Source organism: Corynebacterium sp. KPL1986 (assembly GCF_000477975.1).
Classification (GTDB): Bacteria; Actinomycetota; Actinomycetes; order Mycobacteriales; family Mycobacteriaceae; genus Corynebacterium; species Corynebacterium accolens.
In genome coordinates this window covers 84,409-100,819 of the sequence record NZ_KI515719.1, presented here as the reverse complement: position 1 = coordinate 100,819, position 16,411 = coordinate 84,409, and the positions used below count along the sequence as shown (strand labels likewise).

The window sequence follows — 16,411 nt, the reverse complement described above, 5'->3', positions numbered from 1 at the left end:
CGCTTGTGTATCTACGCGGGGTTATCCGTATTAGTTCATCACTGGTGCCCACTCCGGGCCGGTTTCACCAAGCTCTGGATCCAGCTTGGAAATCAGCGGCTTCGGCTTTGCCAAGGTCGTACCCGGTGCCACCTGGATGCGCTCCCACTTGGCCTGCTGCTGGGTGTAGTCACCCATAATCACCGGATATTCGTGGTTTTCTGGGGGAAGCCCCGCACCCACGAGCTCAACCGGGATATCGTCCTTGACCTCGCGCACCTCAGGCTGCGCGGCCCATTCGCCGGTGCGGCCCAGGGTCTCGTGCACCTTTTGTGCGGTAAACGGTAGGAACGGGGTGAGCATGACGTTGCAGTCAGACACGACCTGCAGGGCGGTCCACAACACGGTGGCCAGGCGCTCGCGCTGGGTTTCATCCTTGGCCAGCTTCCACGGCTCCTGGGAGGCGATATAGGCATTCGCCTCGCCCACCACGTGCATGATGGAGACAATGGCCTGCTTGAACTTGGATTGCTCCAGCAGGTTACCGGCGGTGGTAAAGGTCTCCTCCGCCAGCTGCAAAATGGCCTCGTCGCGCTCCTCTAGGGCTGCTGGAACCGGAACCTCGCCAAAGTTTTTGTGCGCCATGGACACGGTGCGGTTGACCAGGTTGCCCCAGCCATTGGCCAGCTCATTATTGATGCGACGCACGAATTCATCCCACGTAAAGTCCGCGTCGTTGTTTTCCGGGCCAGCCACGGCAATGAAGTAACGCAGCGGATCCGGGCCGAACTCCGCCAGGAAGTCCTTAACGTAGATCACCACGCCCTTGGACGAGGAGAACTTGGAGCCGGACATCGTCAGGTATTCCGAGGAGACGATTTCTGTGGGCAGGTCCAGCTCGCCGTACTGGTGCAGCTCGCCGCCCTTCGAGCCCTTGCCGGCATAGCCCAGCAGTTCCGCCGGCCAGATCTGCGAGTGGAAGGTGATATTGTCCTTGCCCTGGAAGTAATAGTGGCGGGTTTCTGGGTCCTGCCAAAATTCCTTCCACGCCTCCGGCTGGCCGGTGCGGTGCGCCCACTCGATGGAGGCAGACAGGTAGCCCACGACGGCATCGAACCACACGTACAGTTTCTTCGCGTTATTGTCCTGCCAGCCGTCCACCGGAATGGGAATGCCCCAGTCGATATCGCGGGTCATGGTGCGCGGGCGCATATCCTCCAGCAGGTTGAGGGAGAACTTCAGCACGTTCGGGCGCCAATCCTCGCGGGTAGAAAGCCACTTTTGCAGCTCATCCTTAAGGGAGGGCAGATCCAACAGGAAGTGCTCGGTTTCTACGAACTGCGGCGTTTCGCCGTTAATCTTGGATACCGGGTCAATGAGGTCCACCGGATCCAACTGGTTGCCGCAGTTATCGCACTGGTCACCGCGGGCGCCATCCGCGCCGCAGATGGGGCACGTGCCCTCGATATAGCGGTCCGGCAGCGTGCGGCCGGTGGACGGCGAGATTGCCCCCTTGGTGGTCTCCTTCAGCATGTAGCCGTTCTCATTGAGGCCCTTGAAAAGTTCCTGCACCACCGAGTAGTGGTTACGGGTGGTGGTGCGGGTAAATAGGTCATAGGACAAGCCGAGGTTAGCCAGATCGTTGACGATCTGGCGGTTGTAGCGGTCTGCGAGCTCGCGGACGGATACGCCTTCCTTATCGGCTTGGACCAGCAACGGGGTGCCGTGCTCATCCGTGCCGGAGACCATGAGTACGTTGCGGCCGCGCATTCGCTGGAAGCGGGCGAATACGTCAGAGGGAACGCCAAAGCCAGCCACGTGACCGATGTGGCGCGGGCCATTGGCATATGGCCAGGCAACATTTACTACTAAAGACTCAGTCATGGAGTCCAGTTTATCGAAGCACCTGCACGAACACACGTTGAGGGCACATAACCTCTACAGCCGAAAAGCGCCCGCCTCCTTCCCTCGTGCGGGAAAGCGGCGGGCGCTGCTACCAAAGGCGGTAGATGCTTTATCTACTTGCGCTTCATCGGGTTCTTCAAACGCTCGTTGCGACGCTTCTTGAGTTCCTGCGTGCGCTGGTAGTCGCGGTGCAAGCGGCGCTCGCGGGCCATCTTGCGCTGGAACTGCTGCGCCTCGCGGTACTCGAGGTAAATAATGTCATTGCTCAAGTCCTTGTAGATGGCGAACATCAAGCCAATGACGATGAACAAGAACGGCAGCGCCGCCACGATGGTGACGTTCTGCAGGTTGGACAGCGCGTCCTCATTAACCAAGAGCAGGGTCAGGCCAACGGCTGCGGTCAGAGCACCCCACATGGCGGATAGCCACGGCTTCGCGGTTGCGGCACCATTCTGGGTCATCGATCCCATCACGGTGGAGGCGGAGTCCGCAGACGTAATGAAGAAGGTGGACAGCAAGATGACGGCAACGACGCCGGCAATGAAGCCACCAGGCAGGTTGTGCAGGAGGTTAAACAGCTCTACCTCGGCGGATTCGCCGGTGATGGATTCGCCGTTTTGCTCCATGTGGATTGCGGTGCCACCGAAGATGGCGAACCACAGGGTGGAAACGCCGGCTGGGATAAGCAGGACGCCTAGGCAGAACTCGCGGACGGAACGGCCGCGGGAAATGCGTGCCAAGAACATGCCCACGAATGGGGACCAGGAGACCCACCATGCCCAGTAGAAGATGGTGTAGCTAGACAGCCACTCGCCGGCGGTGCCGTTTTCGGATTCTGCGGTACGGCCGATCATCTCGGTGAAGTAGTTGAAGTAGTTACCGATGGATCCCGGAACCTGGTTCAGGATGGTCACGGTTGGACCCAAGATGAAGACGAAGATGGCCAGCACCGCAGCCAAGACCATGTTGGCATTGGACACGTACTGAATGCCCTTGCCCACACCGGAGAGTGCGGAGAGCAAGAAAGCCAGGGTCAGGACCAAAACAATGCCGATAACCACGGACTGGGTTGGGTTATCGATGATGCCGGATGCCTCCAGGCCAGCCTGGATCTGCAGCGCGCCAAGGCCCAGGGAACAGGCGGTACCGAAGACGGTGGCGAAGATGGACAGGATGTCAATGAACTTGCCCAATCCACCATTAGCCCGGCGCTCGCCGATGAGCGGGACGAAGGCCTGGCTCAACAGCTGCTTACGGCCGATGCGGTAGGTGGAGTACGCGATGGCCAAACCAACGATGGCGTACACAGCCCAGGGGTGCAGCGTCCAGTGGAACATGGCATAGGCCATGGACGAGCCCACGTTTTCCGTTCCCCGGCCAGGCGTACCGTCGCGGTAGTTCGCCAGCGGCTCGGAAGCGCCATAGAACATCAGGCCGATGCCCATACCGGCAGCGAACATCATGGCAATCCACGAAGGCGTGGAAAACTCCGGTTCCTCATTAATGTGGCCCAACTTGATGGTGCCAAATTTAGAGGAAGCGATGAAGATAACGAAGGCCACGAAGACGGTGCCAAAGAGCACGTAAGCCCAACCGAACTTATCGACGACCCACGTCAGGGCCGCGGAAGAAAAGTCCGCGAAGTTATCCGGCGCGGCAAGGCCCCAAATAACGATGGCGGCAACAAGCACACCCGCAATGCCCATGATGGTCCAGTCAATCGGGATATTATCGCGGTCTGCGGCGATTTCGATTTCCGGATCGTCATACTCTTCGGGGTGGAACCCCTCAGAGTTGATCATGTCCTGGATCTGGCTCGTCGCCGTCTGCTCATCCAGCGTCTCTTCTACCGTTTGATAATCCTCAATCGGCTGATGGCTCGAAGCAGTAGAAGTGGCCCCAGCAGGAGATTCGCCGGGCCCCTTCCCTTCTTCGGGCACATCAGCGCCGTTATTTTCAGTATTAGTCATGCTTTCTACATTGGTGGCGTGACCCCAATTTTTCAAACCATTTTTCTATCAAAACCCCAGCATATGCACATTTTTGAGCATTTTCTTGGAGTTTCCTACATAACTATAGGTGGCATATCCCCACGTAGACGGCTTTTAGGCGCCACACGCCCGGAAAGTATAACGATTCGATAACTTATACAGAAGCGTGAAACTACCTGCTAGCACGGTTAATTGTGACCTTTTATACACTGCATAGAAATAAGCTGCTGTCACCTCAACAAGTGCTCAGCTAACGGGCACTCAGCGGGCCTCTAGTGCGGCATCATAAAGCTCCCGATTGGATACCCCAGTCCCCTTGGCGGCCTGCTTGCACGCGTCCTTCAAGCGCATGCCAGCCTCGGCCAACTCCAAGGCCTGTGGGACGAGATCCGCGGCGGTCACGGCAGCGCCGGTTCCGCCTTCAATGACCACGGTAATCTCGCCCTTGACTCCCTCGCTCGCCCATTCGGCCAGCTCAGCTAGCGAGCCGCGGCGCACTTCCTCGTATGTCTTGGTCAGCTCGCGGCACACCGCGGCGGGGCGATCGCCGCCGAGGACCTGGGCGGCATCGGCAAGCGTATCGGCGATGCGGTGGGGCGATTCAAAAAATACGATGGCACGCTTTTCATTGCGCAGCGATTCCAGCCACGCCTTTCGCGGGCCAGGCTTGCGCGGCGGGAATGCATCGAAGAGGAAGTGGCCCACGCCCAGACCAGAGAGGGCGAGCGCCGTGGGCACCGCCGAGGGGCCTGGAAAACACGTCACGGGAATATCTCTTTCGGCGGCCGCGGCCACTAGGGACAGGCCTGGATCGGAGATGATCGGCATGCCGGCATCGGTGACCACGAGGACGGTGCCGTGCTGGGCGGCATCGATAAGCTGCTGCGCACGCGCCTGCTCATTGTGGTCAAAGTTGGATACCACGGACCCGGAAATTTCGATGCCCAGGGCCTGCGCCAGGTTGCGCACGCGGCGGGTATCTTCGGCGGCGATGACATCAGCATGCGCCAATGCCTGCATCAGGCGCGCCGAGGCATCACCGGCATTTCCCAAGGGCGTGGCGGCAAGGATAACGCCGCGCGGAAGTGGTTCCAGACCTAAAGCTGACATGCCTCTAGCATTCCACATTCTCCTATGCGCCCGCGCGCAGGCTCGTGGCCTAAACTCTTCTTCGTGACTATTGCTACCGCTGCCCCCGCTAGCTCACCGCGCACCCCGCATAACCGTGTGATGCCGCCGGCACCGCGTGCCTATACGTGGGGCAAGGCCGATTGGATTAGCACCGGCATCATCGCGGTTCTCGCGCTGATTACCCGGTTCGTGGGGCTTACCGCGCCGGTATCCCAGGGCACGCCCGTCTTCGATGAAAAGCACTATGCGCCGCAGGCCTGGGACATGGTCAAAAGCTGGGATAACTTATTCATCGGCGGCATTGAGACCAACCCGGGCTTTGGACTCGTCGTTCACCCGCCGCTGGGCAAGCAGATCATTGCCCTTTCGGAATGGGTCTTTGGCTATACCCCGCTGGGCTGGCGCTTGATAACGGCCCTCTTCGGCGTCGCCACCGTGCTGATGACCATGGCGCTGGCCCGCCGATTGTCCTTTTCCTGGCAGGTGGCCACCTTTGCCGGCATTTTGGCCGTCTGCGATGGCGTCCTCTTGGTCTCTGCAAAATTCGGCATGCTGGATATCTTCCAGGTGTTTTTCATCGTCGCCGCCGCCTGGGCGCTGGCCCGCGATCATCAACAAATGCGCGAGCGCCTGCACGACGCCCTGCTGAGCGGCGGAATGGGCGCCTCCCCCTTCGGCCCGCGTTTTGGCTTCCGGTGGTGGCGCTTTACCGCTGGAGTCTTCCTAGGACTATCGCTCGCCGTGAAGTGGTCCGGGCTGTACTACATCATGTTCTTCGGCCTGCTCTGCGTCTTTAGCGACCTCGCATTGCGCCGCAAGTACGGCATTCGCCGCTATATTGTGGGAACGCTCATTCGCGATACTCCCGCGGCACTGGCCTCCTTGGTGGCCATGCCAGTAATGATTTATGTGTGGAGCTGGCGCGCGTGGTTCGCCTCAGAAACCGCGGTCTACCGGCACGCCAAGGTGGATGGGACCATCGGGGAAGACTCGTGGCTCATGCACTTACCGGAACCTGTGGCCGGCTGGTTTTATTACCACTTATCCGTATTGGATTTTCACGCCAGCTTGACCTCTTCTGGTGGCCACCACCACCCGTGGGATTCCAAGCCGTGGGCATGGCTGGCCGGGGCCCGGCCCATTTTGTACTACTCCAGCACGGATCTGGAATGCAGCGGCGGTGGCGAATGCCGCAAGATGCTCTACCTCTTTGGCACCCCGGCGATCTGGTGGCTGGTGGTCCCCGCGGTGCTATGGGGGCTGTGGTCCCTTATCATCCGCCGCAACCGCGCCTTCCTCATCCCCCTCGTGGGCTTCGCGGCCGGATTCCTCCCGTGGCTCGCAGCCTTTGACCGGCAGATGTACTTCTTTTATGCCACCGCGTTTATCCCCTTTGTCATCGTGCTTCTTGCCCTCGCGCTGGGCCAAATGGTCGGGCACGGTAAGCCCATCAGGTGGCGGTGGATTACACGCATCGCTGGTGGAACGATGCGGCGGGGAACGTTTGCCGCCGCCTGCTACCTTGCCTTGGTGGTCGCGATGTTCTTCTACTTCGCGCCCATCTTATACGGCTTCATCATCCCGGAATCTTGGTACCAGTCCATGATGTGGCTGCCCAGCTGGAAATAGGTGGCAGAGGCCCGTTCGCCTTAGTGTGGCTGCGCGTTCAGGGATTTCCACCACGCGCGCACCAGGTAGCCCTTCTCGGCCGCCCATGCCCAGGCCAGGCTGATGGTCGATAGCGCGGTGGCAATAAGCAAATAGACCTGCTCCATGGTGACGGTCCCCAGCGCAATATCGCGCACGCCAAAACCAAAAAGAAACGCAAACATCGTGGCTGATACCGGGAACAACCCGGTCACAGAGGCTGGGCGCCACGCGCTCCACAGCAGTCCGCACGCCATGCCAAAGCGCACGGCCGCGCCCTCCATCAGGAGGTTGGCGCGCTCCGGATCGGCTGCCGGATCCAGCACCGCCCCCTCTGCGCCCATCGGTACCAGGCCGGAGGCGCGTACCACCTGCACGATGGCCCACACTGCAAAGACAAGTCCCATGACCACCAAGGCGATGCGCGCCACCGTGAGGTTGGCCTGCCTAGCGCTCGATGCCCGCTTCCACTCCGGTTCCACCCCGGCGAGGATCACCTCTGAGAGGTCCGTCGGCGGTGCCATGCCGGAATCCGCCGGTTCCACGAAGCTTAAGGAGCGCGATAGCGCCGCTGCCTTATCGCGAAAGGCCCGGCACTCCGCGCAGTGTTCTAGGTGGGCGTCGATGACGTCAGCGGAAAGCTCCGCTTCTTCCCCATCCAGCTGGGCAGAAATCGCCGCTTGTACTTGGCTATGCGTCAACATTGCTTAACGCCCTATCCAAGCTCGCCCGGCCAGAACCAAAAATAACGATCATTATGAGCGACATGCACAGCACCAACGGGTACTCGATGCCGCCGTCGCCAGCGAAAAGGCCATTGCCCCAGTGCACGAAGTACAGCGCGCCCACCATATCCACGGCCAGCGCCGCCGCGGCGAAGGTGGTCAACAACCCAATGACGAGGAAGGCGCCGCCTACCATCTCCCCGATTGCGGCGGCATAACCGGCAATCTGTGGCTGCGGGATGCCCAGGGCAGAAAACTGCCCTACCGTCTCATCCATTCCGTCCATGAACATCTTGTCCACGCCGTGCGCGATAAAAATGAGTCCGAGGACCAACCGAAAAAGCAGCAATGCGGCATCGCGGACGGCAGGTCTATTCATGGTCAATAGACTACATCGAATGCCCACCCCAACGCGAAGATGCCACCGCCCCACCCGCCTAGCTTGCAATTTCACCATCTAGCAAGACTCACGCTGCGCCTCACCCGCCATCGCTGCTTCAATGGGAAAGACAAGGACAATAGGCACGACATACCAACAGGAGAACCTCCCATGGACACTGAAACCACCACCGAAGAACGCACCCCGCTGGCCTACGATGAGCACGGGGTAGCCCGCACGCCGTGGGCCGTGACATCGTCGCTGTTGACGAATTATTACGATACCGAATGGGGCCTTCCCATTAGGGACGAGGCCGGTCTTTTTGAGCGCCTGAGCTTGGAGTCCTTCCAGTCTGGGCTGTCTTGGGCCGTGGTATTAAAAAAGCGCCCGGCCTTCCGCGAGGCCTTTTGCCATTTTGATCCGGACAAGGTTGCGGAATTCGGTGAGGCCGAGGTGGAGCACTTGCTTGCCGATGCCTCCATTATCCGCAACGAGCCCAAGATCCGCGCCACCATCAATAACGCGAAGGCCACCATTAAACTGCGCGAAAATGGCGGCCTAGCGGATTTCATTTGGAGCTTTCAGCCCGCAGAAAATATCTATCCCGAGGTTATGGAGGATATCCCGAAAAAGAGCCCCGAGTCGCAGGCAATGTCGCGGGAATTGAAGAAGGCCGGTTTTAAGTTCGTGGGGCCGGTGACCTGCTTTGCGCTCATGGAGGCCATCGGTATGGTCGATACCCACCTCTTGGGCTCCCACCGCCGGGCAACCTCCGGCGTATGGCCGGAGGAAACCGAAAAACTGCACGGAAGCGAGGCGCAGCGGGCTAATTAGCCTGCGCGGCGAGCGGCCAAGTCATCGCGGCGCCCTACCCCATCGGGCCCGGCGTGTGGGCCATCAAAGTCGCCGTCTTCATCGTCGCTGTAGCTTAAGGGAAGGTGCTCAAAGTCGGGGCTTTCATCATCGATTTCGACGACGACCGCACCCGGACGGCGCAGGTTGCGGGGGATCTTCAATGCCTCATCATCAGTATTGTGAACGCCCAACCGCGCCCGGCGCAGGTGCTTTACGCGACGGCGCAATAGCGCCTGCTCTTGGCGGACTTGCGCGCGCAGCGCCACCAGATAGGTACCGGTCAGAACGCCGACGATTCCTGCCAGCCACCAGGTCCATCCGCTGGCCACAATGCCCAAGGCCACGGTGAGGACCACGGCGATGGCTAGGCCAATGAGCGTGCGCTGTCGGCGTTGATAGCGAGTGGCGGACTTTTCCTTATCCGCCACTGGGTCCCAGCCGCCGCGGCCAAGGCGGCGCTGCGCAAACGCTACCTCGTCTTCAGAAAGGTCAGTATTTAACGCCGCATCCCCGGCACCATAGGCACCGTGCGCATCTGCCTCGGCCGATTCCTCGGCTGCACCGTCATTCTCCGGCTCTTCCGAGTCGGTCTCTGCGGTGTCCACCTCTTCGGCATCGATAACAGGAGCAGGATCGACCGCACCTGGGTACATCAGATCTACCGGGGAGGTATAGGTCTCGTCATAGTCGTACGCATCCTCGGCAATGTCTGCTGCCACCGGCGCAGTGAAAGACTCTGTGGAATTGGCAACCACACCGCCGCGGCGGCGCTTGCGCTTTGCATCGCCTTCTTCCCCGGCGGCGCGCTCATCATCAAGCAAAACATCATCGGCATCATCTGTATCCGCATCTGGATCGTCAGAAGCGCTTGACGTGCGCGCGCTATCGGCGGTGGTGGTGGCATCGGTGGTATCAGCGGTGTCAGCAGACGCGACCGGAGTCGCCGATTCCTCAATGACTTCACCCTCGATGGTCTCTGCCGTCTCCTCAGCTGCGGTGGCGTGTTCATCGTGCGCGCCCACCTCGTTCTCATCGGCGGCAGAGCGGAATGCGCGGCCACCCACGCCAAAGGGTTGTGCCCGGGCACGGCGGGCAGCGCCAGCAATGGTCCGCGACTGCGCGTGGGAAGAACGGTCTTCTGCTTCCTCATCGATCAGCACGTCATCGACGTCTGCCTCGCTGTCCGGGTCCTCAGCGGCAGCGGATACGACCTCGTAGTCGTAATCCTCATCCGAGCCGCTGCGGTGGACATCATCGGCCCGCAAGCGCGGGCGGCGGCGGCCGGCGACATTGCCGGAATCACCGGAAAAGAGCACGCGGGTATCCTCAAAGGCCTCTCCGGTGTGGCTCATCGGGCGATTGCTCCTGCCCAGGAGCCACGGCGCGAGCACGAAGAGCCACACCACGATGATTGCAATAACTGGCACAGCTGTGGACACGACTTAAGGACCTTCCCTTGGGGTGCAGATGATTACTCCACTGTAATCGCTAAAACCGCACTTTAGGGCCCCCAGAAGCTGTAAATTACAATGTTGTTACTTATGTGAAAATTGTGAAAGCAATATCCGGATTTAGGGATACTTTTTACACCAAACGCCCAGCTTGACGCAGCCGCTCAACCGCCGTGGATGAATAGTCTTCCTTAACTAGGGCCACGAAATGGTGATCCCGCCAAGCGCCATCGATATGCAGGTTGCGGCGCAAATACCCCTCTGAGCGAAATCCATTGGCCCCCAGCACGCGCCCGGAAGCGGGATTTTGCTCCAAGTAGGTGGCAGTCACCCGGTGCAGGTCCACTCGTCCAAAGGCATGATCCACTCCCAAGGCGGTAGCCGCGGTGGCAACGCCGGCACCCTGCACGGCGGAATACACCCAATAGCCAATCCAACAGTCCCGGATGCTGCCGTGCTGGATATTGCCAAGAGTTACCTGGCCGGCGAACTTTCCCTCGAGCTCAATGGCCAAGGGGATCACCTGCGCATCGCGCGCGGAGTTGCGCAGGAAAATGAGGTAATTCCACCAGGCCTGCGAGCTGTGGGCTTCTGCCCAGGTGGTCGCTTGGGTGGGCTCGACCGGCCGGAGAAAGGGTTCGTCCTCAATGCGCTGGCGCCGCCACTCGGGACCATCCGAGCGCAGCAAGGGTCTCAGCCGCATTCGCCCGCCAGACGGCAGTGTCCCCGAGGAAGGAAGCTGCACCGTCGGCGTCGCTTCCGGCCAACCGGGATGCAGATCATCAGTGGGCCCGGTAACTGGATGACGCAGCTTGGCTGAGGCGGTACCGAAAGGGTCAAGCATTAGCTGCGCTGGGTGAGGAATAAGACGTCGACGACATCGCCCGGGCGGATCTCGGTGACTTCTTCTGGCACTCGAATCATGGCATTGGCCTCAGAGAGTCCGGCCAGAAGGTGCGCCGGCGCACCGCTAGCCCCGCCAAGGCCCTCGACCAAGTAATCGGCGGTTTCGGCATCGCGCATCAAGCGGGCGCGGATGAAACCACGGCGCCCGGGGCGGGAATCAATGTGGTTGAGCGCGCGGGCGCGCACCACCCGGCGGTGGGCGTTGCGCTTGCCCAAGGCCAGGCGAATCAAGGGGCGAATATAGATCTCGAAAATAACCAGCGACGATACCGGGTTCGAGGGAAGGAGGAATGTAGGGATGCGTTCATCTCCTACCAGCCCAAAACCTTGCACGGATCCTGGGTGCATGGCCACGCGGGAGGTATCGATATCGCCGATTTCCGCCAAGATCTCCCGGATCTGTTCGGCACCGGCGCCACCAACGGCACCGGTAATGACGAGGGCCTCGCTGCGCGTGATGTGTGTTTCTAGCACCTCCCGGATGCGGCGGGGTTCGCCTTCGGCAATGCCCACGCGGACTACGTCCGCCCCCGCTTCTTTTGCAGCGGCAGCCAAGGAGTAAGAGTTCACATCAAAGACTTGGCCCAGACCCGGTTCCTTATCCACATCAACGAGCTCGCGACCAAAGGACACGATGGTCACACGGGGTCGCGGATAAACCAGCACCTTGGAGCGCCCCACCGCGGCCAGTAGGCCAATCTGCGCTGGGCCGAGGACGGTGCCAGACGATACGGCGACATCGCCGGGCTGGATATCATCGCCCACGCGGCGGACGAAGTCGCCCGAGCGCACCGTCCGGTGCGCCGTGATGCGCTTGCGGCCGCGATCGGTCCACTCGAGGGGTAGGACGGCATCGGCAAGCGTGGGCAAGGGAGCACCCGTATAGACCCGCACGGCTTGCTTGGGCTGCAGGCGCAGCGGCTGCTTCGAACCGGCCGGAACCTCGCCCACGACGGGCAGGGAACGCTCGACCTCTGGCGGGGCGGGCTGCGCGGCGGCGTCATCGGCCTGCTCAGCCGACTCCTCCCCCTCGTTGCCTTCCTGGTCCTGATTCTTCGGGCGCCGGACCTTTAGCCCGCGCTCGCCGCCGATATCAACGGCGCGAACCGCATACCCATCGATGGCCGCCTGGGGAAAGCCCGGTAAGGGCTGATTGGCCTGCACCTGCTCGGCGCACATTAACCCCAGCGCATTAGAAATGCTCATCCGCACCGGCTCCGGGGTCGTCGCCGCATCAGTAACCAGAGCCAACTGGTCATCAACTGAACGCATACGGTCTCTGCCCGCCCTTTCTTATTGGCCTTTACCTTGCTGCCCTCAACGCACGTGCGCGCGGTACAAGGTAATTAGTTAAGGCCTTGCTCCGCCTCGAAATCGGACATGATTTGTTTAATAGCTTTATACAGCGCTGGGCCGTATTTTTCATCGCGCAAGCCAAAGTCCACGTTGGCCGGAATATAGCCGCCGGGGTTGCCCAAATCGTGGCGCTTGCCCTCGTGGACCACTACGTGGACGGGCTCACCTTCCTCAATGAGCAGCTCGATGGCATCGGTAAGCTGCAATTCCCCGCCCTTGCCCGGTTCGATCCGGCGCAGCGCATCAAAGATCTTGCGGTCCAAAAGGTAGCGCCCCGTAGCAACCAGGTTGGACGGTGCGTCCTCCGGGTCCGGTTTTTCTACCATGCCGATAACCTTTTTCACGCCCGGCGCGTCAGTATCTTCTACGTCGAATACGCCGTAGTTAAACGTCTGCTCCTGCGGCACCGCAAAGGCACACAGCACGCTGCCGCCGAGCTCGGCGCGAACGCGCGCCATATCCGCCATGACGGTGGCCGGCAATACGATGTCATCCGGCAGCATGACGGCAAAGGAGTCCTCGTCTTCTGCCAAGACGTCTTCCGCCAGCCCCACGGCATGGCCCAAGCCCAAGGGCTTTTCTTGCTCTACCGCGATGGGCTCAATGAGCTGGTGGGCGCGGTTGACCTTGGCTACCTGCTCATCCTTGCCGCGGGAATCTAGGGTTTCTACCAGATCCGGAAATTCCGCAAAATGGCGCATTACTTCTTGCTTTTCGGGTGCAGTAATAACCGCAAGCCGGCGCGCGCCCACAGAGGCTGCCTCCTCAGCAATCAATTCAATGCCGGGAGTATCCACAACGGGCAGCAATTCTTTGGGGACGGTTTTCGTGGCGGGCAGAAAGCGGGTGCCCATGCCAGCCGCTGGAACTACAACCGTGGTGATTCCGGTGGCGGAATCTTCGCGTTCATTAGCCATGGATCTTAGGGTACAACGGCGCACTATTTTCCTGTGTAGCGCTACGCCACGGACGCTATTATTTATTTATGCCTTCTTCCAGCGATATCAAAGAGCAACTGCGCACCCGCCTGCTTCGCGCGCGCCGCGGTCTCAGCGCCGAGAAGCGTGCGGAATGGACCACTGCCCTGCGCGAGCAGTTAGAACCCGAGCTCGCCGGTGTATCGAGCGTCGCTGCCTATTGGCCGCTGGGCTCAGAGCCGGGCGGGGCGGATTTCATCCCGTGGCTTTCCCGCCGCGTCGACCGCGTATTATTGCCCATCACCTGCGGTAACGGCGTTTTAAACTGGGCAGAATACAAGGGCACGCACAGCATGCAGCCCGGCCAATTGGGTATTTCTGAGCCGGCCGGCCCGCGTTTTGATAGCCGCGTGCTGTGCGGTTGCGATCTGATTTTGGCTCCCGCCATAGCCATCGATGCCGCCGGAAACCGCCTGGGCAAGGGCGGCGGGTACTACGACCGCGCACTTTCCCTGGTGCCGCGCAACCACCCCGCGGTACTCGCCATGGTCTACCCCACCGAGTTCCTTGACTCTATCCCAGCCGGGTCGCACGATCGCCGCGTCGAGGCCGTGGTTACCGCCGCAGGAATCCACCGCTTTTCTTCCTAAACCGAGGGAACCGCGCAGGCGGTAGCGCAGTCTAATTATGCATGGCTCATTCCCTGTCCCCGCGAATCTCACAGTTCTTCCGCACCCTGCGCACCCCTGGCCACCGCCGCGGCGTGCTCGTGCGCCGCGCGATCGCGCTAGCCCTGCTCATCGCTGCGTTGGTCTCCGCGATTTCCAGGGCGAAGGAACTGCCGCAGGTGCTGGTCTTTAGCCACGATCTGCCCGCCGGTGCGGAGCTTTCCGCCTCCGATGTCTCCCTCGAGCGCCTGCCTTCTTCTTCCATTCCTAGCAGCGCGCTTGCCGATGCCCCCTCCGATCTCGCCGGCCGCATCATCACCGCCGCCGCGGGCAAGGGCGAGGTCGTCACCAGCCAGCGGCTCCTCGGCCAAGAGTTGGTCTCTAGCCTTGTCGCGAACTTGGAGTCTGCCGATTCTAAGGGAGGCGGCTCCGGCCGCATGATCCCAGTAAAACTTGCCGATCCTGACATCATTCCTCACCTGCAGCACGGCGATACCGTCGATATCGTCACGGCAAGCGATGCCACCGATTCCCAGCCCGCGACCGCACGCGTCATCGCCTCCGGCGCCCGGGTGGTCTCCACCACCACTGCGGAGGGTGAAGTTTCTTCTGCCACCGTCTTGCTCGCACTTCCCAATGAGCACGCCAACGATGTAGCCGCGGCCTCATTGAACCAACCGCTGACCGTGGTCATCGTGGGCGATCGCGCCCAGCCTCAAGCCGTTGATGACGCAGATACTGCTGCCTAAAGACCGCACGAAGGTTGACCATTGCCCCGATAATCTGGGCAAATTCTAGGAGAATGGAATCTCCATCTGATCGGTTGGAGCAGGTCAGTCACCACTGCACCAATCAAGTGAAGTGTGCCATTCATTTGTCTTCCAGGTTGTGATGACTTTTAGCTTGAACTAAACTCCCAGCGTGCTCATGGATCGCACCCACCCTTACCTATCCCCAGAAAGGTCCGTTTTCTCCCATGCTCAAGGGCTTTAAAGACTTCATTATGCGCGGCAACGTCGTCGAACTTGCCACCGCAGTCATCATCGGTTCCGCATTCACGGCCATCGTCACTTCCGTGACGGATTCCATCATTCAGCCGATCATTAACTCCTTCGGCTCCGCCGAGGTCGACGGTTTGGGCTTCCAAATCACCGATAATAAATCCACCCTCGTGGACTTTGGCGCCGTTATTACCGCCGCGATTAACTTCCTGATCATCGCCGCAGTGGTCTACTTCCTCATCGTGATGCCGCTCAACAAGCTCACTGAAGCATCCAAGCGCCGCCAGGGCGTGGACCCAGAGGCCCCGGCACCAACCTCGGAGGAACTGTTGGCTGAAATCCGCGATCTCTTGCAGGCCCAGAACGCGGGCGCTGTCACCGCCGCAGATAAGGCACTTGGGGAGGCCACTGCGGCCGAGGACGCCGATAACTCCACTACTTCTGAGGGCAAGCACAGCCGCCACGAGGACTAATTCTTGTTAAGGCGTAGTTAAGCCCGTGTCCACCTTCACATTGAAGAAGGACACGGGCTTTAGTTATGGCTGCTTAAGCATTTTTAGCCCGGGACAAGGATGCGCAGACTATTAGCCGTGATGCGGCGGCTGGTTCTCGCGGTAAAAGTCTTCGTCCCGCTCGGCGGCCTGAGCGCCGTCGCCTTCCGCCGCAGCATCATCGAGCGTGACGATGCGGTGGGCATCGGTGCCTTCTCCGCTTGCTAAGTCCTGCCCTACCGGGCGATCCGCGCTGCGGTCATATTCCGGCGCATCTGATTGCCGGAATACTCGCCTGCGCTGGCGGCGTGGTTGAGAGGTCATGGCAGTATCTCCACCCCTTTCCTTCGCGTTATTGCACGCTGGATTCTTGCAATTGATCCACAAGGTGGTGGACTAGCGGAGTCAACGTGGCCATGCCATCGCGAACGGCAGCCCGCGATGGTGCGAGGTTAACCACGACGGTGGAACCAGAAACGCCCGAGATGCCGCGGGATGCGCACGCATCAACGGCGCCGCACGCCTGACCAGAAGAGCGCAGAGCCTGGGCCACGCCCGGCACCATCTTATCGATGACCCCAGTGGTAGCCTCCGGAGTCTTATCGCGCGGACCCACTCCGGTGCCACCGACGGTGAGCACGAGATCCACACCGCCAACAACGCCAGTTTCAATGGCCTGCCGGATCTTGGATTTCTTCGAGCGCACGACCACCGAACCATCGATGCGGAAATTCGCCTCTGCCAATAGTTCAGTGACCAATTTGGAGGTGCTATCTGAATTTTCGCCGGGGTGATCCGTGATGATCACGACGAGCGCGCGGCGCGGCGCCGCCACCCGGTCCTCCTTCTCACTGGCCAAGAGGTAGGCATCATCCGGCTCCGCCACATCCCGCAAAGTGTCTGTGGAAGCCGAATCCTCCAACCTGGTGGAGTCGGTCAAGTTTTGCTGGGAGTCTGCCATTTTTCTCCTTCAAAGAAACGTCGGGGGCGCACTGCGGACACGGCGCGG

General features: G+C 60.6%; 16 protein-coding genes. 5 read left to right on the top strand and 11 right to left on the bottom strand.

What is annotated here, in order from left to right:
• Positions 1-30: 30 nt before the first annotated feature.
• The 3 genes from metG to rsmI form a co-directional block, all read right to left on the bottom strand.
• Positions 31-1,863, bottom strand: coding sequence for a methionine--tRNA ligase (metG, locus tag HMPREF1287_RS00465; protein WP_005281993.1), 1,833 nt, complete (start codon positions 1,861-1,863; stop codon positions 31-33).
• Between the two features lie 134 nt (positions 1,864-1,997).
• Positions 1,998-3,854: a BCCT family transporter gene (locus HMPREF1287_RS00460; RefSeq protein ID WP_023017636.1), complete on the bottom strand. Its 1,857-nt coding sequence runs from the start codon at positions 3,852-3,854 to the stop codon at positions 1,998-2,000.
• 282 nt (positions 3,855-4,136) lie between these two features.
• The gene (gene rsmI, locus HMPREF1287_RS00455; RefSeq protein WP_023017635.1) at positions 4,137-4,985 is read right to left on the bottom strand and encodes a 16S rRNA (cytidine(1402)-2'-O)-methyltransferase; all 849 of its coding nucleotides are present in this window, start codon (positions 4,983-4,985) and stop codon (positions 4,137-4,139) included.
• A gap of 120 nt (positions 4,986-5,105) precedes the next feature.
• On the opposite strand from rsmI, the gene HMPREF1287_RS00450 reads away from it, so the two are divergent.
• A complete protein-coding gene (locus tag HMPREF1287_RS00450; protein WP_198010375.1) occupies positions 5,106-6,635 on the top strand; it encodes a dolichyl-phosphate-mannose--protein mannosyltransferase in 1,530 nt (509 codons plus the stop codon).
• A 20-nt stretch (positions 6,636-6,655) separates the two neighbouring features.
• Here the strand turns inward: HMPREF1287_RS00450 and HMPREF1287_RS00445 are convergent, their stop codons facing one another.
• Positions 6,656-7,357 carry a zf-HC2 domain-containing protein gene (locus HMPREF1287_RS00445; RefSeq protein WP_005279937.1) on the bottom strand — a complete coding sequence of 234 codons (702 nt, stop codon included), beginning with the start codon at positions 7,355-7,357 and terminating at the stop codon, positions 6,656-6,658.
• Positions 7,344-7,757 carry a DoxX family protein gene (locus HMPREF1287_RS00440; protein ID WP_005279936.1) on the bottom strand — a complete coding sequence of 138 codons (414 nt, stop codon included), beginning with the start codon at positions 7,755-7,757 and terminating at the stop codon, positions 7,344-7,346. The genes HMPREF1287_RS00445 and HMPREF1287_RS00440 overlap by 14 nt, the downstream gene beginning before the upstream one ends.
• Before the next feature lie 171 nt (positions 7,758-7,928).
• Between HMPREF1287_RS00440 and HMPREF1287_RS00435 the strand changes: the two genes are divergently transcribed.
• A complete protein-coding gene (locus HMPREF1287_RS00435) occupies positions 7,929-8,591 on the top strand; it encodes a DNA-3-methyladenine glycosylase I (RefSeq protein WP_023017633.1) in 663 nt (220 codons plus the stop codon).
• Here HMPREF1287_RS00435 and glpR read toward each other — a convergent pair.
• The 4 genes from glpR to HMPREF1287_RS00415 form a co-directional block, all read right to left on the bottom strand.
• A complete protein-coding gene (gene glpR, locus HMPREF1287_RS00430; RefSeq protein ID WP_348650376.1) occupies positions 8,588-10,039 on the bottom strand; it encodes a gephyrin-like molybdotransferase receptor GlpR in 1,452 nt (483 codons plus the stop codon). The genes HMPREF1287_RS00435 and glpR overlap by 4 nt on opposite strands.
• Positions 10,040-10,196: 157 nt before the next feature.
• Positions 10,197-10,907 (bottom strand): GNAT family N-acetyltransferase, encoded by a 711-nt coding sequence (locus HMPREF1287_RS00425; RefSeq protein WP_023017631.1) that lies wholly within the window; start codon positions 10,905-10,907, stop codon positions 10,197-10,199.
• Complete coding sequence (gene glp, locus HMPREF1287_RS00420) at positions 10,907-12,241, bottom strand: gephyrin-like molybdotransferase Glp (protein ID WP_023017630.1); 1,335 nt, start codon at positions 12,239-12,241, stop codon at positions 10,907-10,909. Before glp ends, HMPREF1287_RS00425 begins: the two co-directional genes overlap by 1 nt.
• 74 nt (positions 12,242-12,315) lie before the next feature.
• Positions 12,316-13,242, bottom strand: coding sequence for a UTP--glucose-1-phosphate uridylyltransferase (locus HMPREF1287_RS00415; protein ID WP_034653536.1), 927 nt, complete (start codon positions 13,240-13,242; stop codon positions 12,316-12,318).
• 68 nt (positions 13,243-13,310) lie between these two features.
• Here HMPREF1287_RS00415 and HMPREF1287_RS00410 point away from each other — a divergent pair, with 68 nt between their 5' ends.
• The 3 genes from HMPREF1287_RS00410 to mscL all read left to right on the top strand — a co-directional run bounded on the left by HMPREF1287_RS00410 (position 13,311) and on the right by mscL (position 15,384).
• Complete coding sequence (locus HMPREF1287_RS00410) at positions 13,311-13,892, top strand: 5-formyltetrahydrofolate cyclo-ligase (RefSeq protein WP_023017628.1); 582 nt, start codon at positions 13,311-13,313, stop codon at positions 13,890-13,892.
• 41 nt (positions 13,893-13,933) lie between these two features.
• A complete protein-coding gene (locus HMPREF1287_RS00405; protein ID WP_023017627.1) occupies positions 13,934-14,659 on the top strand; it encodes an SAF domain-containing protein in 726 nt (241 codons plus the stop codon).
• 227 nt (positions 14,660-14,886) lie between these two features.
• Positions 14,887-15,384 carry a large-conductance mechanosensitive channel protein MscL gene (gene mscL / locus HMPREF1287_RS00400; protein ID WP_023017626.1) on the top strand — a complete coding sequence of 166 codons (498 nt, stop codon included), beginning with the start codon at positions 14,887-14,889 and terminating at the stop codon, positions 15,382-15,384.
• A gap of 111 nt (positions 15,385-15,495) precedes the next feature.
• Here mscL and HMPREF1287_RS00395 read toward each other — a convergent pair whose 3' ends face one another.
• Both HMPREF1287_RS00395 and HMPREF1287_RS00390 read right to left on the bottom strand, forming a co-directional pair.
• Positions 15,496-15,726 (bottom strand): hypothetical protein, encoded by a 231-nt coding sequence (locus HMPREF1287_RS00395; protein ID WP_023017625.1) that lies wholly within the window; start codon positions 15,724-15,726, stop codon positions 15,496-15,498.
• Between the two features lie 28 nt (positions 15,727-15,754).
• Positions 15,755-16,363 (bottom strand): molybdenum cofactor biosynthesis protein B, encoded by a 609-nt coding sequence (locus HMPREF1287_RS00390; protein ID WP_023017624.1) that lies wholly within the window; start codon positions 16,361-16,363, stop codon positions 15,755-15,757.
• Positions 16,364-16,411 lie beyond the last annotated feature (48 nt).